This is a genomic window from Nocardioides alcanivorans (genome assembly GCF_021555175.1).
Taxonomy (GTDB): domain Bacteria; phylum Actinomycetota; class Actinomycetes; order Propionibacteriales; family Nocardioidaceae; genus Nocardioides; species Nocardioides alcanivorans.
The window spans coordinates 63,042-86,892 of the sequence record NZ_JAKGRW010000040.1 but is presented as its reverse complement, the minus strand read 5'-3'; the positions used below and the strand labels follow the sequence as shown (position 1 = coordinate 86,892).

Genomic DNA, 23,851 nt, shown 5'->3' with positions numbered 1-23,851 from the left:
AGGGGACCGGACGTGCCCTTCGCGATCACCCAGACCTGTTGCGCCGACGCCACCTGTGTGTCGGTCTGCCCCGTCAACTGCATCCACCCCACTCCTGACGAGCCCGACTTCGGCAGCACCGACATGCTCTATGTGGACCCGAGGTCGTGCATCGACTGCGGTGCGTGCGCCGACGCCTGCCCGGTCGACGCGATTCTTCCGATCTCTTCCCTGACCGGCCCCGAACAGGCATACGCCGAGATCAACGCGAGCTGGTTCGACACGGTCACACCTGGGTCGACCGACCGCGCCCCCGCTCCCGGCCCCCGACCGGACCGGCCGACGTTCCACGACTGGGACAGGCCACGCTTCGACCGGGTGCTCCCCGCCGACTTCCCGAGGCTCAGCGTGGCCGTCGTCGGCAGCGGCCCCTCCGGCATGTATGCCGTCGAGGACCTGCTGCTCCACACGGACGCCGACATCACCGTCTTCGAACGCCTCCAGGTCCCCGACGGCCTGGTCCGCTTCGGCGTCGCGCCCGACCACCCGGCGACGAAACAGGTCGCTCACAACTTCGCTCGGCTGCGCAAGCACGCACGCGTCACCGTGCGCTTCGGTGTGGAAGTGGGTCGTGACGTCAGCCCCGAGCAGCTCGCGGCTGACCACGACGCCGTCATCCACGCCGTCGGAGCACATGCGGAGAAACGCCTCGGCGTGCCCGGCGAGGAGCTGCCCGGCAGCATCTCGGCCACCCGGTTCGTCGCTTGGTACAACGGGCATCCTGACGTGCCGGCCGACTCCTTCCACCTCGACGCAGAGCGGGTCGTCGTCATCGGAAACGGCAACGTCGCCCTCGACGTGGCCCGCATCCTCGTCAGCGACCCCGACGTGCTGGCCGACACCAGCATCGCCTCACACGCCTTGACTGAGCTGCGTTCGTCCCGGGTCCGGGAGGTCGTCGTCCTCGGCAGGCGCGGCCCCGAGCATGCCGCCTACACCCGCCCCGAGGCGATGGCACTGACCCATCTGCCCAGTGCCGAGCTGGTCGTCGATGACCACGACCCCCGGGTTGGGGAGGCGATCGACACCGCCGGACCGCGAGACCACGCGTCGGTGCTGGCCGGCGTACGCCGCGAGGCCGTCGACTGGTCCCGCCAACCCGCTGCAGGGCGTCGGATCGTGCTGCGTTTCCACTCCTCCCCGTGGCCGTGACCGGTGACGAGGCGGTCGCTGGCGTCCAGGTCACGGGAGTCACGGGCGAGTTGGAGATCCCTGCCGCCATCGCGATGCGGGCGATCGGCTACCGCGGAAACGCCGTCGAGGGCCTTCCCTTCGAGGCAACCAGCGGCACCGTCCCCAACGAGGCCGGCCGTGTCTCCTCGGTGCCCGGCACCTATGTCGTCGGCTGGATCAAGCGCGGCCCTTCGGGCGGCATCGGCACCAACCGACGCTGCTCCGCCGAGACCGTCGCCACCCTGCTCGACGACGTGGTCACCGGCCGTCTCCCCGTACGCCGCCGAACCCGCAGTTACCTCGCGCGAACCTTCAAGAAGTAGCAGCGAACCTGCAGGAAGTCGTGCGCCGCTGCACCTTCCTGCGGGTTCGCTGGATCTTGGCGAGGGTTCGCGGGTCAGCCGACGTAGGGACGCTCGCGCCGCAGCTCCTGCTGGGCGATGGTGCGCCGGTGCACGGCGTCGGGCCCGTCAACGATGCGCAGCACCCGCGCCCACGCATAGAAATAGGCCAGCGGAGTGTCGTCGGAGACGCCAGCAGCGCCGAAGACCTCGATCGCGCGGTCGATGACCGTGCAGGCGACCTGCGGGGCGGCGACCTTGATCGCAGCGATCTCGGTGCGGGCGCCACGCGCACCGTGGTGGTCGATCAGCCAGGCGGCCTTCTGCACCAGCAACCGGGCCTGGTCGATCTCGATGCGGGAATTGGCGATCAGCTCACGCACCACGCCCTGCTCGGCGAGCGGGTGACCGAAGGCGACCCGTTCCTGGGCGCGGGTGACCATGAGCGCCAACGCTCGCTCAGCCATACCGATGGCCCGCATCGCGTGGTGGATACGCCCCGGACCGAGGCGAGCCTGGGCGATCTTGAACCCGTCGCCCTCGCCGGCGAGCAGATTGCTCGCCGGCACCCGCACGTCCTCGAAGAGCAACTCGGAGTGGCCGTGCTGGTCCTGGTAGCCGAAGACGGGGAGGTGGCGCTCGATGGTCAGGCCGGGGGTGTCACGCGGGACGAGGATCATCGACTGCTGCCGGTGGGGCTCCGCATCGGGGTCGGTCTTGCCCATCACGATGAAGATCTCGCAGCGCTCGTCGGCGACGCCCGTGATCCACCACTTGCGACCGTTGATGACGTAGTCGTCACCGTCGCGTCGGATCGAGGTGGCGATGTTGGTGGCGTCCGACGACGCGACGTCGGGCTCGGTCATGGCGAAGGCCGAGCGGATCCGGCCCTCCAGCAGCGGCTCCAGCCACCGCTCCCGCTGCTCGGGGGTCGCGAAGAGCTCCAACGTCTCCATGTTGCCGGTGTCGGGTGCCTGGCAGTTGATCGCCTCCGGGGCGAGCACCGGCGACCATCCGGTGGCCTCGGCGACCTCGGCGTACTCGAGGTTCGACAGGCCCGAGGCCTTGGGGAGGAAGAGGTTCCAGAGACCGCGGCGCCTGGCCTCGGCCTTGAGCTCGTCCATCACCGGGGGTAGGCGTGCTCGCCGTGCTCGCGCAGGTACGCCGCCCACACCGGTTCGGCCGGGAGGACGTGCTCGCGCATGAACTCCCACATCTTCTCGGTGTATTCGGCGGCTCGGGGCGACGGTGCGAAGTCCATGGTGTCTCCTGGAGTGGGTGAGCGGAGGTCAGACGAGCTCGAGGCCCTCGGTGGCCAGGCGTCGGATCTCGGCGTCGAGGTTGCCGAAGTCCTGTCCGCCCATGGCACCGGCAGCCGATCGAGCGGCCACGCCCTGGGCGATGACCGCGAACTTGAAGTGGGCGAAGGCGATGTAGGGATCGAGGTCGGAGAGATCGGCACCGGAGCGGGCGGCGTACCGATCGAGGACCTCCGCGCGGGTCGGGAAGCCCGGCAGGTTGGTGACACCGGGGATGAGGGGCGGGAAGGACTCCCCGGGCTCACGCCAGAAGAGCATCAGCATGCCGACGTCGGCGAGCGGATCGCCGATCGTGGAGAGCTCCCAGTCGAGGACGGCACCGATGGCGCCGGGGTCATCGGGGGCGAAGACGACGTTGTCGAAACGGTAGTCGCCGTGGGCAATGCTGCTGCGCTGCTGCGTGGGGATGGCAGCGGCCAGGCGGCGCGCCAGCTCATCGACCTCGGGTACGTCGCGGGTACGGCTCTTCTCCCACTGCCCGGTCCAGCGTCGCACCTGACGCTCGAGGAAGCCGGCGGGTCGTCCGTAGTCACCGAGGCCGACGGCCTCGTGATCGACGGCGTGGAGGTCGACCAGCACGTCGATGAAGACGTCAGCCATGGCACGGCGTTGCTCCGCCGTCTCGGCATATCCATCGGGCAGGTCGCCGCGGACGATCTGGCCGGGCACCTTCTCCATGACGTAGCAGGGGCGCCCGACGAGCTCGCCGTCGTCGACGAGGAGGATCTTCGCCGTGGGCACCGACGTGACGGCGAGCGCCTGCTGGACGCGCGCCTCCCGGCCCATGTCGTGGGCGCTGGGCAACAGGTCGCCCGTGGGGGCCGCCGAAGCACCACTTCGCCGGCCGCAGAACTGACGAGGAACGTGAGGTTGGACTTGCCCCCGCTGATCAGCGCGGCTTCCGCACTCCCCCACGCGTCGTCGCCCGTGATCTCGACCAGTCGCGGACGCAGCGCGTCCAAGGAGACCAGTTCGGCGGCATCGATGGCCATCCGTCCTCCTGCGTGTTCAGTGAATTCTGAACGAGCGTACGGTATTGTTCAGTTCATGCACAAGAGGCACGTCCGTGACTGACCGGGCCGGCGATCCCGCACTGGCGGCAGCAGTGCGGGCCGCCCGGCAGGCCCGTGGCACCACCTTGCGTGCGCTCGCAGCCAAGGCAGGCATCAGTGCCGGAACGCTCAGCGGGATCGAGACCGCGAAGACCTCCCTCTCCGACGAACGCCTCGCCGCCCTGGCCGAGGCCCTGGGCACGACGGCTGCCACCCTCCGCGAACCGGCGCGAGCCGAACCGACCTCGAGGACCGACTGGCGCCACTTCGAGCCGCTCGACCTCGACCCGGTGCTCGCTGCCGCAGTACGCCTCGTCGTACGCCGCGGGTACGCCGCCACCACCATGCGCGAGATCGCACAGGAGGCGGGGTTGAGCGTCGCGGGGGTCTATCACCACTACCCGCACAAGCAGGATCTGCTCGTCGCCGCACTGGATCTGACGATGACGGAGTTGCACGAGCGGGTCGCCGCGGCTCGTGAGGAGGGCAGCTCCCCCGCCGAACGGTTCGCGCTGATGGTCGAGGCCCTGGCGCTGTTCCACGCGCACCGTCCCGACCTGGCCTTCATCGGCGCCAGCGAGATGCGCAGCTTCGAGGAGCCCCACCTCACCCGGGTCCGCAAGGAACGCAATGCCCTCCAACACCTGATCGACGAGCAGGCGCTGGCTGCCATCGACGACGGCAGTTTCACCGTCGACGACCCGCTACCGGCACTCCGCGCCGTCTCGACGATGTGCACCAGCTTGCCGCAGTGGTTCCGCGCGGATGGGTCACTGTCGGCCGACGACATCGCCCGGGAGTTCTCCCGACTGGCCGTGTCGATGCTCGGGGGCAGTCGCTGAGCCGGCACCGCCCGAGTTGATCACTCCTCCGCGACGAGCGCAGCGCGGAGTGCGGGCAGCACCGACTCGATCCGGTTCGGGGTCCGCAGCACCACGACGGTCGTGCCCACGTCGCCGCCGCTCTCGCGCGCGAACAGCCCGGTCACCTCGACCATCGCCCGGTCGAAGCCCGGCATCGGATCCTCCGTCAGCCCACGCAGCCAACCTCGCAACACATGGTTGTGCGCGGTGACGACGGCGGCGGCCATGATCTCGGCCCGCAGCGCAGCCTCGGGGGCACCCTCGTACCAACGGTGGATCCAAGTGCGAAAGAGGCGCTGGTACTGCTGGCCACCGGCAATCTCACGGGCCCGCAACACCGGCACCGACCTGGTCAGCCGATACCGAGCCCGCGCCACCTCCCCTCCTGCAGGTAGTGCAGCAGCACCAGCCGCGCCGCCTCGGCGACCGCCACGTAACGGGTCTCATGGGTCACCGCCCCCGCCAGGCGAGCCTCGACCCGGCCGAGCAGCGCGTCGTGCTTGGGGAAGATGACGTCTTCCTTGGAGCCGAACATGCGGAAGAACGTGCTCCGACCGATGCCGGCCCGTTCGGCGATGTCGTCGACGGACGTGCCGTCGTACCCCGCTCCTCGAAGAGCTCGTACGCCGCCGCGACGGTCCGCTCACGGGTGTCATTGGCACTCATCGGCACTCCTCCGCACGACTTTGGTGATACCCAGTCCCAGTAGTACGGTACTGAGTATCACACAATTCTCTGGGAGGTAGAGATGCAGAAGATCGGTGTCGTGGGTTGTGGACTCATGGGAGCCGGCATCGCCGAGGTCAGCGCTCGCGCCGGTCTCGACGTGGTCGTCGCCGAGTCGAGCCCGGAGGCGGCGAGCGCCGGCAGCGCCCGGTTGCAGAAGTCACTCGACCGCGCCGAGCAGCGCGGCAAGATCGACAGTGCAGCCGATGTGATGGCGCGGATCCGGGTCATCGACAGCCTGGAGGGGCTTGCCGACCGCGACCTGGTCATCGAGGCGATCGTCGAGGACGAGGACGCCAAGACGGCACTCTTCCGCCAGCTCGACAAGATCGTCACCAACCCCGATGCGATCCTCGCCTCCAACACCTCCTCGATCCCGATCATGAAGCTCGGCGTGGTCACCTCGCGTCCGCAGAACGTGCTCGGCATCCACTTCTTCAACCCCGTGCCGGTGCTGAAGCTGGTCGAGCTGGTCCCCAGCCTGCTGACCGCCGAGGAGACCACCGAACGCTCGCGCAGGTTCGTCGAGGGCACCCTCGGCAAGACCGCGATCGACTGCCAGGACCGCGCCGGCTTCGTCGTCAACGCGCTGCTGATCCCCTTCGTGCTCTCCGCCATCCGCATGCTCGAATCGGGTTTCGCCACCGCGGAGGACATCGACCAGGGCCTCGTGCTCGGTGCCGCCCACCCGCAGGGCCCGCTGGCGCTCGCCGATCTCATCGGTCTCGACACCACCAAGGCCGTCGCCGAGTCGCTCTACGAAGAGTTCAAGGAGCCGCTCTACGCCGCTCCCCCGCTGCTCAACCGCATGGTCGACGCCGGCCTCCTCGGCCGCAAGACCGGCCGCGGCTTCTACACCTACTGACCCCGCTCGCCCGCCGAAGGAGCATCGATGAGCAACCCTGACTTCGACCTCTACCAGGTCTCCGAGGACCACGACGAGCTGCGCGCCGCGATCCGCAACATCGCCGAGGACCGCATCGCGCCGTACGCCGCCGAGGTCGACGACCAGGCGCGCTATCCCCAGGAGGCGCACGACGCCCTGGTGCAGACCGACTTCTTTGCCCCACACGTGGCCGAGGAGTACGGCGGCGCAGGCGCCGACGCACTCGCCACCTGCATCGTCATCGAGGAGGTTGCTCGTGTCTGCGCCTCGTCGTCACTGATCCCCGCGGTCAACAAGCTCGGCTCGATGCCGCTGATCCTGGGCGGCAACGAGGAGCTGAAGAAGAAGTACCTGACGCCGCTCGCGCAGGGCAAGGGCACCTTCTCCTACGGCCTCTCCGAGGCGCACGCGGGCTCCGACACCGCATCGATGAAGGCGCGGGCGCGACGCGACGGCGACGACTGGGTGCTCAGTGGGCAGAAGTCGTGGATCACCAACGCCGGCGTCTCCGACTACTACACCGTGCTCGCGGTGACCGATCCTGACGGTGCGCGCGGCCGCAACATCTCGGCGTTCATCGTCGAGAAGAGTGACGAGGGCTTCACCTTCGGCGAGAAGGAGAAGAAGATGGGCATCAAGGGCTCCCCGACCCGCGAGCTCCTCTTCGACAACGTGCGCATCCCCGGCGACCGGATCATCGGCGAGCCGGGCACCGGCCTCCAGCTGGCGCTGCAGACCCTCGACCACACCCGCGTCACCATCGGCGCGCAGGCGGTCGGCATCGCGCAGGGTGCCCTCGACTTCGCCACCGGCTACGTCAAGGAGCGTCAGGCCTTCGGCAAGCGCATCGCCGACCTGCAGGGCCTCCAGTTCATGCTGGCCGACATGGCGATGAAGGTCGAGACCGCCCGCCAGATGGTCTACGTGGCCGCGGCCAAGTCGGAGCGCAACGACAAGGACCTGGGCTTCTTCGGCGCCGCCGCCAAGTGCTACGCCTCCGATGCGGCGATGGAGGTGACCACCGACGCCGTACAGCTCCTCGGCGGCTACGGCTACACCCAGGACTTCCCCGTCGAGCGGATGATGCGTGACGCCAAGATCACCCAGATCTATGAGGGCACCAACCAGATCCAGCGTCTGGTGATGGCGCGTCACGTGCTCAGCAGCTGACGCTGCCGTTGGTCGAGCCCCGCCCCGGTGGTCGAGCCCTGCCCCGGTGGTCGAGCCTGTCGAGACCCACGACCACTCCCTCCCAGCGGCAGCCGCGCCTTGTGCCCGACTCGTTCACTCAGGACCATGACTGTTCGACATACTCGACGTGATGGGATCCAGATGAGCGGGAACGTGATGGACGATGTCCGGGGCTGCCTGATCGACGGACGGTGGCAGCAGGGAACATCCGGCACCGACGTCGTGCTCACCAGCGCCGCGGACGGTACCGAGATGACGCGTTTCAGCGGTGCCGGTCGGGCCGACGCCGAGCGAGCGGTTGCCGCTGCGCGAGCAGCCTGGCCGGCGTGGGCATCACTCTCCGTCGGCGAGCGCGGGGCCATCCTGCTCCGTACCGCCGACCTCCTCGAGAAGCGCGCCGCCGAGATCGCGCAGTGCTGCGCCCTGGAGATCGGGTCACCGCTGATGGTCGCTGCCGGGATCCACGCGCACCTGCCAGCCGCAGCCATCCGCGACGTGGTGGCGCAGGCGGAGCAGTTCCGACTCGAGGAGGAGGTGGGCAACTCACTGGTCATCCACGAGCCGGCCGGTGTCGCAGTCGCGATCACCGCATGGAACTACCCTCTCTACCAGTTCGCCACGAAGGTGGCTCCCGCGCTCGCCGCGGGCTGCACGGTCGTCGCCAAGCCCTCCGAACTGGCACCGCTGAGCACCATCATCTTCTTCGAAGCGCTCGTCGAGGCAGGCCTCCCCACCGGGGTCGCCAACCTCGTGATCGGCACCGGTCCCGACGTCGGCGAACCACTGGTGACCCACCCCGACGTGGACGTCGTGAGCTTCACCGGCTCCACCAAGGTCGGCCAACGCATCGGCGAACTCGCTGCGCCGGGCGTGAAGCGCGTGGCTCTCGAGCTGGGTGGCAAGTCCGCCAACGTGATCCTCGACGATGCCGATCTCGCCGTCGCCGTGCCTGAATCCGTGCGCGGGTGGCTCGTCAACAACTCGCAGACGTGCGCCGCCCTCACCCGCCTGGTCGTGCCGCGCACGAAGCTGGCCGAGATCGAGGAGGCGCTGGTCGACGTACTCGCAGCGTCCCAGCTGGGCCACCCGCTGGCGGAGGGTACGACGGTCGGCCCGGTGATCTCGGCGGCGCAGCGCGACCGGGTGGTCGGCTACATCGAATCCGGACTTGCCGAAGGCGCACGCTTGTTGGCGGGCGGCCCGGAGCGGCCTGCGGAACTTCCCGACCGGGGCAACTACGTGTCGCCGACCGTCTTCACCGACGTGACGCCCGACATGCGGATCGCCCAGGAGGAGATCTTCGGACCGGTGCTCTGCGTGATCCCCGTGGATTCCGAGGACGAAGCCGTGGCAGTGGCCAACGGGACGCCGTACGGACTCTCCGGCGCGGTCTGGGCGGGCACCGAGGAGCGTGCGATGTCGGTGGCCCGTCGCCTGCGGACCGGGCAGGTCGCGATCAACGGTGGCGGATTCAATCTGCAGGCACCGTTCGGTGGCTACAAGCTCTCCGGGGTCGGCCGCGAGGGCGGAAGGTTCGGGTTGGCCGAATACTTCGAGACCAAGGCGATCCAGCGATGAGCGGCCTGCGAGTCCCCGCGGCTGTGCTCTCTGAGGCACCCGGTGCGCTGACGGTCGGCGTACTCGATCTCGACTCCGAGTTGGAGCCTGACGAGGTCCGGGTTCGCGTCGTCGCCTGCGGGTTGTGCCACAGCGACCTGCACATGCTCGAGGGCGACCTCCCCACCTCGCTGCCCACGGTCCCCGGGCACGAACTCGCCGGCGTGGTCGAAGAAGTCGGCTCCGCCGTCGGCGACCTCGTGGTGGGCGACCACGTGGTGGCCTGTCTCTCCATGTTCTGCGGCGGTTGCCGCGAGTGCAGCGCTGGCCGGAGCTGGCTGTGCGAACGACGGGCCGAGATCGGGTGGCCCGACCGAGCCCGCCCTCGATTGAGCCGTGACGGCGCGCCGGTCGGCCAGGTGGCGGGACTCGGCGGCCTCGCCGGTGCGGCGATCGTGCATCACCACGCGCTGGTGCGGGTGCCGAAGGAGTTGCCGTTCGAGCAGGCGGCGCTCCTGGGGTGCGCCGTGATGACCGGCATCGGCTCTGCGATCAACGGTGCCGGCGTCCGCCCCGGTGAGACGGTGGCCGTCATCGGGTGTGGCGGCGTCGGGCTCAACATCATCCAGGGAGCGAGACTGGCGGGTGCCCAACGCATCGTCGCCGTGGACCGTTCAGCGGCAGGGCTCGAGCTGGCAGCGACCTTCGGCGCCACTGATTCCGTGCTGGTCGATGACGACCACCCCGTTGCGGCAGTGCGGGACCTGCTTCCCGGTGGCGTCGACCACGCCTTCGACGTCGTGGGCATCTCCGCCACCGTCAACCAGGCCGTGGGCATGCTCCGGGCCGGTCGTACGGCGTACCTCATCGGGGTGCCCGCCGCGGGCGCGACGCTGGACCTGCCCGGGCTGCACATGCTCACGCAGGCGAAGGGACTGCAGGGGCTGCTGATGGGCTCGAACCGATTCCGCCAGGACATCCCCATGTTGGCCGAGCTGGCTCTGCAGGGACGCATCGACCTGGGCTCCCTGGTGTCGACCGTCCTCCCCTCGACCGGGTCAATGAGGGGTTCGACCAGATGCGCGACGCCGGGGCCGGCCGCGTGGTGATCCGCTTCGAATGACCCGCACCCCACCCGCACCCCACCCCCACGTGGTGGGTCTCCTGGCCCGCTGGATCGTCCCTAACAGATTTGTAGAATCTATGATCACAAATTCTACAAATCTGTTAGGGACGATCCAGCAACTACCAGCGTTGGCGGACATCCTCCGCCCAGCCGAAGACATCGGCCACGGGGATCCACTCGTCGCCGTCGGCGGTGGCGATCCGCACCCGCCCGGTCCAGGTGCCGAAGCACTGGTGGGTGCGTGACGAGATCAGCTTGAGGTCGGTCTCCGAGTGCTTGTCGTACTCGGGTGTGAAGATCAGGTCGACGCCCTCGCCCGTGATCCGCCACGGCAGCAGCGGCTGCTCGACGTCGTACTCCCAGACCAACTCCTCGCTGAGCTTGTGGAGGGTGCCGTCGACGACCAGCGCGTTCTCCACCGAGCCGGTGCCGTCGGTCCACTTGCCCCCGACCTGCACCCCGATCACCCGACCGTCGGTGCGCCCGGAGCCAGCACCCCAGTTCCAGTGCATCCGGTGCGGCCACCGGCCGCGGCCGTGGTCGAGCGTCGCCCACGACTCGCCTTCGGGCACGCGGTGCTCGACCCCGTCGATGCGGATGCTGCCCGACGCCGGCCGAGCGACGTCCTTGACCGTGTATTGGAAGAGCCGCTCGGTCCACGGGACCACGACACCGAGGCACTCGTGCCCCTCGGGACGGTGCGCGACGACATCGACCTCGACCCGCTCCGAACGGGCCCGGAGCCGGGTGCCGCCGGGCACCTCCTCGATCTGCACCTTGAGTGCCTTGCTGTCGAGCGTGGTCAGCCCCTGCCCCAACGTGCCCGGCAGGTGCACACCGGCTCCGAACGGCGTGATCACGTCGAGGTTGATCGGAGTGCCGGAGGCACGGTCGAGCACCCACAACCCGTTGACGCCGGCGTAGTCGATGTCGGAGACCACGACCGCCACCACATGACTCGGGGTGGTCACCGCCCAGTACTCCCACCGCTTGTTGCGCCCCTTGCCCACCCGACCTCGGCCGATGCCGTCAGTGGTGAGCAGCGGCGTACGGGTGAAGCCGACCGCATCGGGGTTGAGGTGTCCCGAGGGCAGGGTGAGTGACACCGGCGCGGTGATCTCACGCTCCGTGACGGGGATCGGTCGCCCGGCGCGCCCCAGCGCCACGTCGTACGACGCCCGCAACCGTTCGTTGGACCGGCGCACCTCTTGCTCGTCCACCTTCAGAACCCTTCTGTCATAGGTGATCAGGCCATTGGTCTCCGACTCGACGTCGCTGAGCTGGGTGTAGACGAATGCGGCCAACCCCGCTTCGACGGCCGGTCGCACCTGTCGCTGCTGCAGGTCGAGGAAGGCGCGTTGGAAGACTCCCTGATCGGCGATTCGGCGGTAACCGAATTCCTTGTCACTCCACGTGTGACCCGTCACCCGGTGGGAGTAGCCGCCGTATTCGCTGAGCACACACGCACGCGGATCGTCACGATCACGCCAGCTCAGCCGATAGGGACGGAAGTAGACGTGCCGGCTGATCATGTCGCCGGTCTCCTGGTCGTGCCACCCCGAGGTCGCGTCGACGAGCCGGGTCGGGTCCAGCGCACGGATGCGGGTGGTCACCTCCTCCGCGTCGAACTGGCCCCAACCCTCGTTGAACCCGGATCCACCGATCGGCATGGCCGGGATGAGGTGATGGTGGTCGTCGCCGGGTGAGGGCGCCGGGGCGCGATGATCTGCCGGACCTCACTGTCCGGGGTGTTCCACGTTGTTCCTCGTCGCGCAGCTGTGGCTGCTGGTTGGTCAGGCCGCGAGGGCGGGTGGCGGGTCGCTGACTCGGTCAAACAAGGCAGTCCAGGCGGTCTCCCAGGGCCAGGCTTGTGGCAGATGCAGAGTGACCCGTCGTGCTGAGGTCGCGACCCGTGCTGGCACGGTGATCAGCTTGCGACGGATCGTGGCGGTGGTGGCCTTCGCGATCTGCGGGTCGGTGAGGCTGGCGGCGGCTCGGGTGAGGTTGAACGCCATCACGGCGAGCACCAACCAGGCCGCGTTGGCAGTGAACACCCCGGACGGCAGGTGCGCCAACGCTGCGTGTTTGAGGTCAGCGTGGACCTGCTCGATGACCGCGTGATGGCGGTGGATCGCATCGGCGGCGACGGTGTCGAGCACGTCGGCGTCGGTGGTGGTGAAGAACGCATGGAACCGCCAGGTGTCGAACAGGGTGTCTTGGCCGGCTGCCTTGTTCTTCTCGGCGTTGAAGTCCGGGATCCGCCGGACCACCAGCCGGCCCGGCACGTGGTCGGTCTTCTTCTGGGCGGCAAACGCGGTGAAACCGATCTCGGCGACCTCGGCCCGTGAGACCCACCGGCCACTGGCTTCGTCGAAGACGGCATCGGTGTACTCGATGGTGGTCCACGCATCGTCGTCGATGGTGGCGATGGCGGCCTTGACCCGCTTGTCCATCCGCACGGTCACCGACACCGCGGCCCCACCCTTGAGGGCGGCGTGAACTGGTCCGCGGCCGTAGAACGCCGAATCCATCCGCACTAGGACCGGGTGGGACTTGTCGAGCAGTCGTCGGGCGGTCCGCACCGCATCGCCGACCAGTCGCTTCGCACCGCGTGGTGACCCAGTCGAGCCCTTGCGGAGCCGTTGGGCCACGATCACCGGGACGGCGCCGGCGATGGTGAGGGTGGCGAGCAGGGCGTTGAGGCCACGGACACCTGAGTAGCCGAACCCGGCGCCCTGCTTGGCGTGGCCATGGACCTCGATGATCGTGTCGTCGACATCGAGCAACGCGTAGTCAGCACTCGCGTCTGCATCCGGGCTCACCTCGGCTGACGGACGCAACAGCTCGGTGAGTCCTGCCAGCGCGATGAGGAACCTCGACGCGATCGCGTCGAGCTGACGCACGTGCCCGAAGGTGAACGCCCGCAGGAAGGAACCCAACGTCGAAGGCGCGTAGGCGCGGGCGAATACCCTCCCCATGCCGCCGTGACGCAACAGCGCCATGTCATCGATCGAATCGGCACCAGCGACCATCCCACCGACCAGCGAGGCGACCTTCAACCCGGCGTTCGCGCCCTTGTCGCCCGGCACCGTCAAGTGCTGATCCGCCAGATCACGCAGCCCAGCGGACTCGGCCAACGCGAGCACCGGAACCAGACCACCGGCCGACACGAGATTCGGATCATCGAAGACCGCCGACGTCGCCCGCGACGTGTGAGAGAGTTTCACCTCAGAGATGTCCCTTGTGTTCGGTCGAATCGTTGCCTCAAGAACTCCGATTCTCCCGCTACACAAGGGCATTCTCGTTTACGGCGCGCTCACCAGACCAAGTTCATCGGTGGATCCGGGCTTAGACAGCCTCCGCCCATCGCGGAAGAGCCTCGATCACGCGCGCGCCCGGTCACCGAGCCTCCATCCCCTGTCGTCCTCCACGACCAGACCGAGTTCCCGCAACTCGGCAAGCGCATCCTTGGCGACCGTCGAGCCGAGGCTCGCGGTCCGGGCAATGGCGTCGGCAGATGCCGGCCTGTGGACGGGCACGGCCTCGAGGATCCGAGCCTGGTCGCGATTCAACCGGTCCCGCACCGCCTCCGGCCCGCGCAGCACCGGCGAGTAGGCCTCCCCCACCGCCGACAACTGCTCCAGGACGTCTTCAACGCAAGTCGCCAGCACCGCTGCCCCGGAGCGGATCAGGTCGTGCGCCCCGCGCGAGGTGCCGCTGTTGATCGGGCCGGGCATCGCCATCAGCGGCTTCATCAACCGGCCCGCCCACCCCGCGGTGTTGAGGGCGCCGCTGCGAGCCGCTGCCTCCACCACCACCGTGCCCGCAGACAGCGCTGCGATCACCCTGTTGCGGCTGAGGAACCGGTTGCGCATCGGCGCGTAGCCGGGCGGCATCTCCGAGACCACTGCGCCGTGCTCGGCGATGTAGCTGATCAACTCGCGGTGGGCGGTCGGATAGGGACGGTCGGCCCCGCACGCCAGCACTGCGACCGTCCGACCGCCTGCCGCCAACGCGCCTCGGTGGGCCGCATAGTCGATGCCGAACGCCGCCCCGCTGACGACGATCCTCCCATCCTGGGCGATCCCGCCTGCCAACTCCTGAGCCGTGGCCATGCCGTAGGAGGTGGCCGAACGCGACCCCACGACGGCCACGGAGTCCACCAGCTCATCCAGACGAACCGGCCCGCGCACCCACAACCCCAAGGGTGATCCTCCGATGTCGTGCAGCGGATCAGCCGCGTCGAGCCTCTCCACCGATGCGGGCCACTCGTCGTCACCCGGGACCACGTAGCGGATCCCCAGCCTTCGCGCCTGCTCGAGGGTCCGTACCGGATCGACTTCCGCGATCCGCGCAGCGACCTCCGTGGGCTCACCAAGGTGGCGGTCGTTGGCCAGGTGGTCGCGCAAGGCAACAGGTCCGACATCCGACACCAAACGATGGACCTTGACCGTGCCGGGTTCGATCACCCGACTGAGCACCAGCCGTGCATGCCGCTCGGCCTCCAGCGGGCCCGTCATCTGGCGCTCCTGCCCAGGAGCAAGTCGGCACCCAGTGGAGCTCCCGTCCGCAGGGCCAAGGCAGTCGCGACCTCGCCCGCACCGGGCTGCGCAGTGCCCCGAAGATCAGCGACGGTCCATGCCAGGCGGTGCACCCGCGTGGCGCCACGTTGCGTCAGCTCACCGTCATAGATCGCGTCGGCGACTGCCTCCGCAGCCGATGGCTCCAGTGGCCAGTGCTCGGACAGGGCTGGACCAGGAGCGTGTGCGTTGAGTCGCCACGACGCACCGCCGAACCGCTCCGCCTGACGCGTGCGTGCAGCAGCAACGCGACGGCGTACGTCGGCACTCGCCTCCGGGCGCTCGAAGGGCAGGTCCACGCGGGGCCGACGGATGGGCTCGACGTGACGGACGATGTCGATGCGGTCGGTGATCGGCCCCGAGATGCGGCTGCGGTATCGCCGTCGCTGCGGCTCGGCACAATCACACCGGGAGACCCGTGGATCCGACGAGTAGTTGCCGCAGGGACACGGGTTGCACGCGAGCACGAACATGCCGCGAGCTGGGAAGGTCGCGGTCTCCTCACCACGGGAGATGGTGATCTCCCCCGACTCCAACGGCTGCCGCAGCGCTTCGAGGATGTCGGAGTTGAACAGGGGAAACTCATCCAGGAGCATCACACCGCAATGAGCGCTGCTGAGTTCTCCGGGGCGCACCCAGCCCGTGCCACCACCGAGCAGGCTGGCGCGCGTCGCACTGTGATGCGGGGCGAAGAACGGTGGCCGCCTGACCAGGCCTTCAGCCGCATCGACCTGCCCCGCCAACGACCGCACGGCGGTGACCTCCAGCGCCTCCTCCACCGACAGGTTCGGCAAGATCCCCGGCAGCCGCTCGGCCAGTGAGGTCTTGCCCGATCCCTTCGGCCCACTCAACATCAGGTGATGTCCACCGGCAGCAGCCACCTCCAGCGCGAACCGGGCGTCCTCCATCCCCCGCAGATCGGCGAGGTCGACCTCGTCGAGGCGATCATCTCCTCGCCACTGCAGGAAGGAGGTGGCCGAGCTCGCCTCGATCGGCGGCGACTCGGGCACCTCCCAACCGGCCACGAGCGCAACCACCTGGGCGAGCGATCGCACTCCCAGCACCGAGACGTCAGGCACCAGCGACGCCTCCGCTGCCTGCGTCTCGGGCACGAACACCCTGCTGATCCCCCGTGACCGAGCGGTCATCACCATCGGCAGCACCCCGGTCACGGGTCGCAACCGTCCGTCCAGGGTGAGTTCCCCGATGAAGACCGCATCTTCGAGGTCGGCCTTGAACATCCGCTCGTCGGAGGCACAGATGACCCCCACTGCGATGGCGAGGTCGAAGTGCGAACCCCGCTTCGGGAGGTCGGCTGGCGACAGCAGGATCGTGACCCGACGCGTGCTGGGCCAGCCATAACCACTGTTGCTGACGGCGGTCCGGCAACGGTCTCGGCCCTCGCTGATCGCTGGGTCGGCGCGCCCCACCAGCTGGGTGGCGACCATGCCCTGGGAGACGTCGACCTGCACGTGCACGAGGTGTCCGGTCGCACCCTGCAGCGTGATGGTGCGGGTGGAGGCGATGGGCATCAGCCGATCCCCACCACGTGATCGATCTCGACCGCACCGCTGTGGGGCGCCAGCACGGCAACCAGGTCGAGCCGGACCAACGGAACGTGCACGTCGTGGTCGGCCATCCACTGCGCCGCCAGCCGTCGCATCCGGGCCACCTTGGTCGCGGTGACGGCCTCCTGCGGAGTGCCCCGGGAGACGGTGCGCCGGGTCTTCACCTCACAGAAGACCAAGGTGCGGGCGTCACGCAGCACCAGATCGATCTCACCGGCGTCGCATCGCCAGTTGTGGTCGAGCAGCACCATCCCGCGTTTGACGAGGTGCTGTGCCGCGAGGGTCTCGCCGTATGCCCCGAGTGCCTGAGTCCTTGTCATCGTGACCTCCTGGCAGAAGGTTCACGTGTGCGCCCGACACGGCCCAGCGCTCGTACGCCCCCTGTGGAGTGACACCACGCTCCACAGCTTGCGTTCCGAGAGTGGCCGACTGGTGGGGTCAGCCCCGCAACGCGGGAGTGCCACACACGGCCTTGGGATTCTGGCGGACCTCCGCACCCGCGACCTGGATGCCCAGCGTCTCGAGAATCGGCGTGAGCAGCACCCTGTCGAGTCCTTGCACGAGCGGATTCACGATGCTGCCAGTGAGGAGGTTCAGCAGCGGCTGCAGGGCCCAGCCGACGGGAAGACCGAGCAACCTGAACCGACTGGTGTCCGCGTGGAGGTTCGGCACCCCCAGGCTGCCCGGACCGACGGACGCCGCGACGTCGTAGTTGCCGTCGGTGGCGGTGATCGTCACGTCCTGGGGCGGTCGAGACTGGGTCGAGTAGAGACTGATCGGTCCTTCGGCAACCTTGATCAGGTCACCGAGCAACCGGATCGACGTGTCGAGCGTGATCCTCAGACGCAGGAGACCGTCGCCCACGGCGACGACGATGGTGTCCGCTCCCGGGGTGCAACTGACAGACGTCAAGCTGCCCTCCGCCGGTGCCAGCTCGACCTCGACGTCCAATCCGATCCTGATGCGGAAGATCTCCAGGTCGAGGCGGATCACGTCACCACTCAGCCGGAGCGCAAGCTGCGACGTCGATGCCGTCGTCCCGCGGGGACCACATGCATTGTTGGGCTTCTGGATCAGCTCAAGTGACGCGTCGAGGTTCACCAGGGAACCGAGATTCACGGCCAGATCGGGCAGCGCCAAGGCGTTCTCCCCGTTGGCGGCGAAGAGGGAGGACGACACGAGGTCGAAGACATTCAGTCGACCTTCCAGGCCGGCGCCCCCGCCCGTCCCGAGAGTCAGGATGTCGGCCAGATCCAGATCGAGCCCCGGGACCCGGACGGCAAGCGCCTCCAGCAGCATCACCTGGGCGGTGTTGCCAACATCGCGACGCAACACGTCGGCCATGGCGAGGTAGAAGTCTCCGAGTCTCACTCCACGCAACGCGACGAGCTCGTCCAACGTGCCCACACCGAGGCCGGCGTCGATGAATCCCAGGAGCGGGAGGTCGACGTTGGCCAGTCCCCTTGCGTCCGCCACCGTGATGTCGAGCTTCGCGCCGAGGATGCCGAGGAGAGGGCCGAGGACCGGCGAGGAGTCGGACCTCACCGCCGCGGCGTAGGAGCCGACCGAGAAGCACGCCTCCGAGCGCGATGTTGCCACGGCGCGACGACTCGCCGCGCCCTCCCCGGTCCGGAACGCGTAGTCGACGCTGGTCCGAGCCGTCACCCTCACCGCGCTGGGTACGGCGCCACTCCCGACCGCCGTGAAGCTGCCGTCGGTCGCGAGCACCCCGAGCTCGTGCGACACCGCCGGGGTGTCCCCCACCGTGGTGTCCGAATTGCGTTCGACGCTCGCGTCCCGAGCACTCACCATCTCTGCCTGGAGCGCTCCAGCAGTCCGCCCGTCGAGCCGGCGAGCCATGTCCATCGCCACGATGTCGGCAAGCGCCTGCATGTCGCGCCGAGCGACCCGTTGCATGCCGAGGTCGAGTGCGAACGAGGCAACGCCCACCAACAGCACCGTCACGATCGCCACGAACGGTGCGACCGCGCCGCGCTCGTCACGCTCCCTGGCAGACCAGCCGAAGACCTGGATGCGACCACGTGGTCCCGAGCGCGCACGGCACAGCAACTTCACAGCGTTCCCTCCCCAGAGATGCCCAGGGAGCACCGTAGTGGGTCAGCCGCGGACGTTGACCACTCGGTCCAGACCGGCTTCAGCCGGTGAGTCGAGGAAGACCACACCCGGCCGTCGGGCGTGCATAGACGTCGGCTCCTGCGATGTTGATGCCCAGGGCCTGGAGAAGCGGCGAGAGGAGCAAGGAGTCGAGAGCAGCCACCAGCGGATTGACGACCAGGCTGAGCAACGGGTTGACGACAACCCCCAGCAGCCCGCCGACGGGCAGGATCCCCAGGACGTTGAGATTGAGGTCCTGGTTGAGGTGGGGCACGCCGATCGAGTTGGAGCCGAACTCCGCGGGAAGCGCGGCTTCGTAGTCATCCATGTCGACGGTGACAGACCCGGTCTCGGTCTGGCCGGACGATGGTGACGTGTAGAGACGGAGGTAGCCGTCGACCACCGTGATGAGCCCCAGCAGGAGCTTGACCGCGAGGTCCCTCTTGTTGGCGGGGTTGCCGATGGTGATCTCCAGGTCGACGAGACCACTCGTGACCATGAACTCCAAGCGCTTCTTGGGGCTCAGGCACACCACTGCATCAAGATCGACCACCGCCGGCGCAAGTTTCAGGCTGATGGCGATGGGCGCGCTGATCGAGGCCACCCCCAGGTTGAGATTTGCCAGGTTGCCGCTGAGCAGCAGCTCCACCTGCGACGACTCGCCCCGCACGCTCCTGGGCCGACCACAGTGAGCGATCGGCTTCTGCCCGATCTTCAGACTCGCCTTCAGCTTGCTGACGCCGAGGACGTTCACGTTCAGGTCGGGAATGGCTATCGAGTTCTCACCGTTGGCGACGAAGGCCGCCGTGCTGACGAGGTCGAAGAGGTTCACGACTGCGTCGAGACCAGCCGAGTTCGTGGTGTCGATGCCCACGATGTCGCTGATCTTGACCACCACGTCGCGGGCCGCGACGGTGGCCAGGCGTCGAAGCACCGCAACCTGTGCCGCTTGCCCGCCCTCGCGCTCGAGCACCTGGGCCATCGCCAGGTAGAAACTGCCCAAGGAGACGTCGGCGTCCACCAGCTCGTCGTAGCCGCCAACGCCGAGGTTCGTGTCGACGAGGTCGATCAGCTTGATGTCGGCCGCGGCCAGGCCCTGCGCGTCCAGCAAGGAGAGGCCGACGTCCGTGCCCAGCGCCTTCAGCAACGGGCCGAGGATCTGTCCGTCACCGAGTCGGATTCGGGCGGCGTAGGTCCCCACGGAGAAGCAGGCTCCCGCCTCTGCCTGCGCGTACGCCGTCTTCGTCACCCACCCGTCGTTCGCGTACACGGGGAAGAAGTAGTCGACCTTGGTTCGGGTGATGACTCGCACGTGGGTCGCTGGGGCGGAGCCGCTGTCGACGAACTCGGGGCTCTGCCCCTTCCGGTAGATCCCGGGAGTGGCGCACACCTGGGAAGAGGAGACCGATGTCTGTGTGGCGGCGCAGGTGGTCACGGCCAAGGAGTCACCGACCGCGCGGTCCTGGTTGCGCGCCAGGCTCGAGGACAGGGCGGACTGCCAACCCGCAGTGCCACCCAGCTGAGCCGTCGTCTTGCCGTCCAACTGCCGCGCCATGTCCATGGCCACGATGTCCGCCACCGCCTGCATGTCGCGAGCAGCAACGCGCTGGTACCCCAGGTCGACGGCGAAGGACGCCAAACCGACCAGGATGACCACGAAGACGGCAACGAGTGGCGCCACCGCGCCGCGCTCGTCTCGCGGCTTGGCGATGACCATCAGTTCACCTCGGCGCTCGAACTGAAGGCGAGGGTGCCGGGCATCGGAATCAGCGGCAGGTTGAAGGGGTCGTAGCCACCGTTGTTCCCGTAGTTGAGACTCACCGAGACCTTGACGCACGTCGCTCCGGTCCGGCAGGCCGGGTCCGGCACGAACGTGCAGGTGAGCTTGCCGTTGTCGCACTTCAATCCGCCGAAACCGTCCAGCGCATTGTCGACCGCGGCCTTCGCAGCGCCCTCCGGATTCGTCTGTGCGACCGCTGCCGCCCGCGCCCCTTCGGCGGCGGCCTGGGTCAGCGCCTGCCGCACCGAGAACATGTAGGCGTACGAGATGATCCCGAACAGGATCAGGACGAGCGGGATGAGCACCAGGGCGAACTCGACCGCGGCAGCGCCGTCCTCGTCACGACGACGTCGTACGCGCACTCCAGCCATGCCTGCCCCACCCATGAATCGGCCCCACGCCACTCGGCGTACGGGGTCACCCTAGGGTCCGAGCGCCGGATGTGTCCCGAAATCGCCCGCCGCGAGACAGGAATGGTCTAGACAGGCGGGCGAACACCACCCGAAAGGGCTATCCGAGTCAGGGCTTGGGCGGCTCGATGTCGGAGGGTGAGAGCTCCTCGACGTTGACGTCCTTGAAGGTCAGCACCTTGACGTTCTTGGCGAAGCGCGCCGGGCGGTACATGTCCCACACCCACGCATCCGACATCGACACCTCGAAGAACACGTCGCCCTGCTCGGTGCGCGCCTTCACGTCGACCTGGTTGCAGAGGTAGAAGCGGCGATCGGTCTCCACGACGTACTTGAAGATGCTCACCACGTCGCGGTACTCGCGATAGAGGTTGAGCTCCATCTCGGCTTCGTACTTCTCGAGATCCTCGACGCTCATGTGCCCTCCTCGGCGAACTGACTTGCTGGGGCGACCATAGTCGCCCCGACGTCCGACGACAGCGTGGGTGGTTGGAACACACCTGCTGCCGCTCGCTCCTCCACCGCACGGTGCGTGGGCTCCCCGACACACCGGGCAGGTTCCACGAACGCCGGTGGTGCTCGGTCGGTCCGTGCTCGACGAGCGCCTTCAGGTGCTCCGGCGCGGAATAGCCCTTGTTGTGCTCCCAACCGTACGCCGGGAAGTCGCCCGCCAGCTCCACCATCAGCGCGTCTCGCGCGGTCTTGGCGAGGATGCTCGCAGCCGCAACCGCCGCGCACCGCAGGTCACCCTTGATCTCGGTGCGCACAGCGGGCACCTGGGCCACGACCGTCGGAGCAGGATCCAGCAGGTCCAACTGCGCCGGCGGGGTCAAGTAGTCGTAGTTGCCGTCGAGCAGCACCAGATCGGGCTCCACCCGCATCTCCACCAACGCTCGGTGACCAGCGAGCCTCAGGGCCGTCATGATCCCGAAGCGGTCGATCTCCGCAGGGCTCGCATGCCCGACGCCGCTGGCCAGGGCCCACCGACGGATCCGCGGCACCAGGCGCTCCCGGAGCTCGGGCGCCACCAACTTGCTGTCGCGCACCCCCGGGGCGCCGTCCGCGTCGTCAGATCGACGGCCACCATGCCGATCGTGACCGGCCCGCACAGGGCGCCGCGTCCGACCTCGTCGGCACACCCCAGCAGGAGCACACCCTCGCGCAGGAGGCGGCGTTCCAGGCGGAGCGTGGGGGTCACTTCGACGGCTCGGGGATCTTGTCGAAGACCTTCGGCCGCTCCAGGTGGTCCCAGCGGCTGCTCGGCCAGATCAGGGTCCAGACCTTGCCGACGACGTTGTCGATCGGCACCAGGCCACGGGTCGGCGGACACTGCTGCGCCTTGGGGTTGCGGCACATGTGCACCGAGGAGTCGGCGCTGTGCTCGCGGTTGTCGCCCATCACCAGAAGATAACCCTCAGGGATGGTGACCTCGCGCATCTTGCAGCCGACCAGCGGCGCAGCGCACCGGGCGTCCTCCGCGACGTAGTCGCTCTCGTCCAGGGCATATCCGTTGACCGTCAACCGGCCGTCGTCGTCACAACACGCGATGACGTCTCCGGGCACGCCGATGACGCGCTTCACCAGGTGGCCCCCGGTTGGGAAGAGTCCGATCTTGGTGAGCGCCTTGGAGACGATGTTGGTCGGCTCCGCACTGTCCTCGGCGGGAAGCCAGTTGTCGGGATCCTTGAAGACCACCACGTCACCGCGCTCCGGGCCGTCGTCGCCCCAGTAGGAGACCTTCTGCACGAGGATCCGGTCGTTCTCCACCAGCCCCGGCTCCATCGACTCCGAGGGAATGTAGAAGGCCTGCACGAAGAAGGCCTTGATCACGACGGCCATCACCAGTGCAACGACCAGCAGCAGGATCGTCTCCTGCCAGACCGGAAGCTGCTTGCGCTTCCGCTTCGTCTTGCCGGGAGCCGAGCTCCCCGGGAAATGCGAAGACCGCGACTCCCCCAAGAGCGGTTCAGTGGAACCAGCCTCATCGACGAGGGGGTCGCGGTCTTCAGAAGTCACGCGGCAGAGCCTAACCAGCGAATGGTCGGGCGTCGTGCTCAGGCCTCGCGGCGCTCCTTGATCTTGGCAGCCTTGCCGCGCAGGTTGCGCAGGTAGTAGAGCTTCGCGCGACGCACGTCACCGCGGGTGACGACCTCGATCTTCTCGAAGATCGGGGAGTGCAGCGGGAAGGTGCGCTCGACGCCGACGCCGAAGGAGACCTTGCGGACGGTGAAGGTGCGGCCGATGCCGGAACCGTGGACGCGGATCACGACGCCCTGGAAGACCTGGACACGCGAGCGCGAGCCCTCGATGACCTTCACGTGAACCTTGACGGTGTCACCGGCACGGAAGGCCGGGACGTCGTCGCGCTTGGCGCCAGCGTTGATCTGGTCGATGACGTTCGTCATGTCAACTCCTCGCAACTCGCCACAGGTCGGCTGCGGTTTCGGTGAAACCATGTCTGGACGGCCCAGTTGGATGGCCGGCGCTCCACGCTCCCCTGTGGCAGGTGCGGGTGCAGTCCCCGGGACGAGCTTCCGGGCGACGTCGGCCAACTGGACCAGGGAAGAACTTTGCCACATCCGAGGGGCGGGACAGAAATCCAGGGGTGCAGACCCTCGCCCGCCGCCGAAGTCGGGCGTCAGCGACCACTCCGCGACGTCCGTTTGGTCAGCACGACCAGCCCCTGGTCCTCGAGTCGCCTGCTCTGCCGATAACCCGCCTTGCGGTAGAACCGCAGGTTGGACGTACTCCTGGCCCCGGTCCACAGCTCGTACGTCGTCGCCTCCGCAGGCGCCGCGCCCTCGGCGAACTCCAGCACGCCACGTCCGAAGCCGCGTCCCTGGAGGTCGGGGGCGACCATGACGCGCCCGATCGACCAGACCGGCTCACCCGACTCACGACGTTCAACCCTCGCGCGCGCGGCAGCCACCAGTCGTCCGTCGATCCGGGCCACCCAGACCCGCCACTCGGCGATCCAGGCACGGACCCCGTCGAGCGACTCGTGCAGCGCCGGGATGTCGAGCATGTCGTTCTCGATCGCCTCCTGCACCCAGCAGGCCCGCTGCAGCGTCATCAGTTCGCCGGCATCGGCGGGCACGGCCGGCACGAGCTCGAGCCCTGCCGCC

The 23,851-nt window shown here is 68.3% G+C and carries 24 protein-coding genes and 1 pseudogene; 7 read left to right on the top strand and 18 right to left on the bottom strand.

Annotated elements, in window-relative coordinates:
- The first annotated feature begins 12 nt into the window (after positions 1–12).
- Together L1066_RS18105 and L1066_RS18100 are read left to right on the top strand one after the other, a co-directional pair.
- A complete protein-coding gene (locus tag L1066_RS18105) occupies positions 13–1,191 on the top strand; it encodes an FAD-dependent oxidoreductase (RefSeq protein ID WP_235737614.1) in 1,179 nt (392 codons plus the stop codon).
- Positions 1,182–1,535: a hypothetical protein gene (locus L1066_RS18100; protein ID WP_235737613.1), complete on the top strand. Its 354-nt coding sequence runs from the start codon at positions 1,182–1,184 to the stop codon at positions 1,533–1,535. Before L1066_RS18105 ends, L1066_RS18100 begins: the two co-directional genes overlap by 10 nt.
- Before the next feature lie 74 nt (positions 1,536–1,609).
- Here the strand turns inward: L1066_RS18100 and L1066_RS18095 are convergent, their stop codons facing one another.
- From L1066_RS18095 to L1066_RS18090, 3 genes are read right to left on the bottom strand one after another with little or no spacing between them, the layout of a single operon-like run.
- On the bottom strand, positions 1,610–2,677 hold the full coding sequence (locus L1066_RS18095) for an acyl-CoA dehydrogenase family protein (protein WP_249225009.1): 1,068 nt from the start codon (positions 2,675–2,677) through the stop codon (positions 1,610–1,612).
- Complete coding sequence (locus L1066_RS26145; protein WP_249225008.1) at positions 2,677–2,814, bottom strand: hypothetical protein; 138 nt, start codon at positions 2,812–2,814, stop codon at positions 2,677–2,679. Before L1066_RS26145 ends, L1066_RS18095 begins: the two co-directional genes overlap by 1 nt.
- Before the next feature lie 28 nt (positions 2,815–2,842).
- Positions 2,843–3,676, bottom strand: coding sequence for a phosphotransferase family protein (locus tag L1066_RS18090; RefSeq protein WP_235737612.1), 834 nt, complete (start codon positions 3,674–3,676; stop codon positions 2,843–2,845).
- A gap of 262 nt (positions 3,677–3,938) precedes the next feature.
- Here L1066_RS18090 and L1066_RS18085 point away from each other — a divergent pair, with 262 nt between their 5' ends.
- Entirely contained in the window at positions 3,939–4,766 is an 828-nt protein-coding gene (locus L1066_RS18085) for a TetR-type transcription factor C-terminal domain-containing protein (protein ID WP_235737611.1), read from the top strand.
- Positions 4,767–4,786: 20 nt separating this feature from the next.
- Here L1066_RS18085 and L1066_RS18080 read toward each other — a convergent pair whose 3' ends face one another.
- Positions 4,787–5,164, bottom strand: a complete 378-nt coding sequence (locus L1066_RS18080) for a hypothetical protein (protein WP_235737610.1) — start codon at positions 5,162–5,164, stop codon at positions 4,787–4,789.
- Positions 5,140–5,322 (bottom strand): hypothetical protein, encoded by a 183-nt coding sequence (locus tag L1066_RS18075; protein WP_235737609.1) that lies wholly within the window; start codon positions 5,320–5,322, stop codon positions 5,140–5,142. Before L1066_RS18075 ends, L1066_RS18080 begins: the two co-directional genes overlap by 25 nt.
- Positions 5,323–5,535: 213 nt before the next feature.
- Here L1066_RS18075 and L1066_RS18065 point away from each other — a divergent pair, with 213 nt between their 5' ends.
- From L1066_RS18065 to L1066_RS18050, 4 genes are all read left to right on the top strand, one after another.
- Positions 5,536–6,378: a 3-hydroxybutyryl-CoA dehydrogenase gene (locus L1066_RS18065; RefSeq protein ID WP_235737608.1), complete on the top strand. Its 843-nt coding sequence runs from the start codon at positions 5,536–5,538 to the stop codon at positions 6,376–6,378.
- Positions 6,379–6,405: 27 nt separating this feature from the next.
- Complete coding sequence (locus L1066_RS18060; RefSeq protein WP_235737607.1) at positions 6,406–7,569, top strand: acyl-CoA dehydrogenase family protein; 1,164 nt, start codon at positions 6,406–6,408, stop codon at positions 7,567–7,569.
- Between the two features lie 162 nt (positions 7,570–7,731).
- Entirely contained in the window at positions 7,732–9,168 is a 1,437-nt protein-coding gene (locus tag L1066_RS18055; RefSeq protein WP_235737606.1) for an aldehyde dehydrogenase family protein, read from the top strand.
- Complete coding sequence (locus L1066_RS18050) at positions 9,165–10,256, top strand: alcohol dehydrogenase catalytic domain-containing protein (RefSeq protein ID WP_235737605.1); 1,092 nt, start codon at positions 9,165–9,167, stop codon at positions 10,254–10,256. The genes L1066_RS18055 and L1066_RS18050 overlap by 4 nt, the downstream gene beginning before the upstream one ends.
- A gap of 136 nt (positions 10,257–10,392) precedes the next feature.
- Here L1066_RS18050 and L1066_RS18045 read toward each other — a convergent pair whose 3' ends face one another.
- From L1066_RS18045 to L1066_RS17985, 13 genes and pseudogenes are all read right to left on the bottom strand, one after another.
- Positions 10,393–11,943 carry a DUF2804 domain-containing protein gene (locus L1066_RS18045; RefSeq protein ID WP_235737604.1) on the bottom strand — a complete coding sequence of 517 codons (1,551 nt, stop codon included), beginning with the start codon at positions 11,941–11,943 and terminating at the stop codon, positions 10,393–10,395.
- Positions 11,944–12,066: 123 nt separating this feature from the next.
- Positions 12,067–13,500 carry an IS1380 family transposase gene (locus L1066_RS18040; RefSeq protein ID WP_207082367.1) on the bottom strand — a complete coding sequence of 478 codons (1,434 nt, stop codon included), beginning with the start codon at positions 13,498–13,500 and terminating at the stop codon, positions 12,067–12,069.
- Between the two features lie 156 nt (positions 13,501–13,656).
- Positions 13,657–14,793: a DNA-processing protein DprA gene (dprA, locus tag L1066_RS18035; protein ID WP_235737603.1), complete on the bottom strand. Its 1,137-nt coding sequence runs from the start codon at positions 14,791–14,793 to the stop codon at positions 13,657–13,659.
- A complete protein-coding gene (locus L1066_RS18030) occupies positions 14,790–16,385 on the bottom strand; it encodes a YifB family Mg chelatase-like AAA ATPase (protein ID WP_235737602.1) in 1,596 nt (531 codons plus the stop codon). Before L1066_RS18030 ends, dprA begins: the two co-directional genes overlap by 4 nt.
- Complete coding sequence (locus L1066_RS18025) at positions 16,385–16,741, bottom strand: YraN family protein (RefSeq protein WP_235737601.1); 357 nt, start codon at positions 16,739–16,741, stop codon at positions 16,385–16,387. The genes L1066_RS18030 and L1066_RS18025 overlap by 1 nt, the downstream gene beginning before the upstream one ends.
- A 118-nt stretch (positions 16,742–16,859) precedes the next feature.
- Positions 16,860–18,497 carry a pilus assembly protein TadG-related protein gene (locus tag L1066_RS18020; protein WP_235737600.1) on the bottom strand — a complete coding sequence of 546 codons (1,638 nt, stop codon included), beginning with the start codon at positions 18,495–18,497 and terminating at the stop codon, positions 16,860–16,862.
- Positions 18,498–18,576: 79 nt separating this feature from the next.
- Positions 18,577–20,253 carry a Tad domain-containing protein gene (locus tag L1066_RS18015; protein ID WP_235737599.1) on the bottom strand — a complete coding sequence of 559 codons (1,677 nt, stop codon included), beginning with the start codon at positions 20,251–20,253 and terminating at the stop codon, positions 18,577–18,579.
- The gene (locus L1066_RS18010; RefSeq protein ID WP_235737598.1) at positions 20,253–20,687 is read right to left on the bottom strand and encodes a TadE/TadG family type IV pilus assembly protein; all 435 of its coding nucleotides are present in this window, start codon (positions 20,685–20,687) and stop codon (positions 20,253–20,255) included. The genes L1066_RS18015 and L1066_RS18010 overlap by 1 nt, the downstream gene beginning before the upstream one ends.
- A 148-nt stretch (positions 20,688–20,835) precedes the next feature.
- On the bottom strand, positions 20,836–21,144 hold the full coding sequence (locus L1066_RS18005) for a DUF2469 domain-containing protein (protein ID WP_235737597.1): 309 nt from the start codon (positions 21,142–21,144) through the stop codon (positions 20,836–20,838).
- Positions 21,145–21,343: 199 nt separating this feature from the next.
- Positions 21,344–21,727, bottom strand: a pseudogene (locus L1066_RS18000) (ribonuclease H family protein); the annotation flags it as partial.
- A 193-nt stretch (positions 21,728–21,920) separates the two neighbouring features.
- Positions 21,921–22,742: a signal peptidase I gene (lepB, locus tag L1066_RS17995; RefSeq protein ID WP_235737596.1), complete on the bottom strand. Its 822-nt coding sequence runs from the start codon at positions 22,740–22,742 to the stop codon at positions 21,921–21,923.
- A 38-nt stretch (positions 22,743–22,780) separates the two neighbouring features.
- Positions 22,781–23,131, bottom strand: a complete 351-nt coding sequence (gene rplS / locus L1066_RS17990; protein WP_235737595.1) for a 50S ribosomal protein L19 — start codon at positions 23,129–23,131, stop codon at positions 22,781–22,783.
- Positions 23,132–23,364: 233 nt separating this feature from the next.
- A complete protein-coding gene (locus tag L1066_RS17985; RefSeq protein WP_235737632.1) occupies positions 23,365–23,751 on the bottom strand; it encodes a GNAT family N-acetyltransferase in 387 nt (128 codons plus the stop codon).
- Positions 23,752–23,851 lie beyond the last annotated feature (100 nt).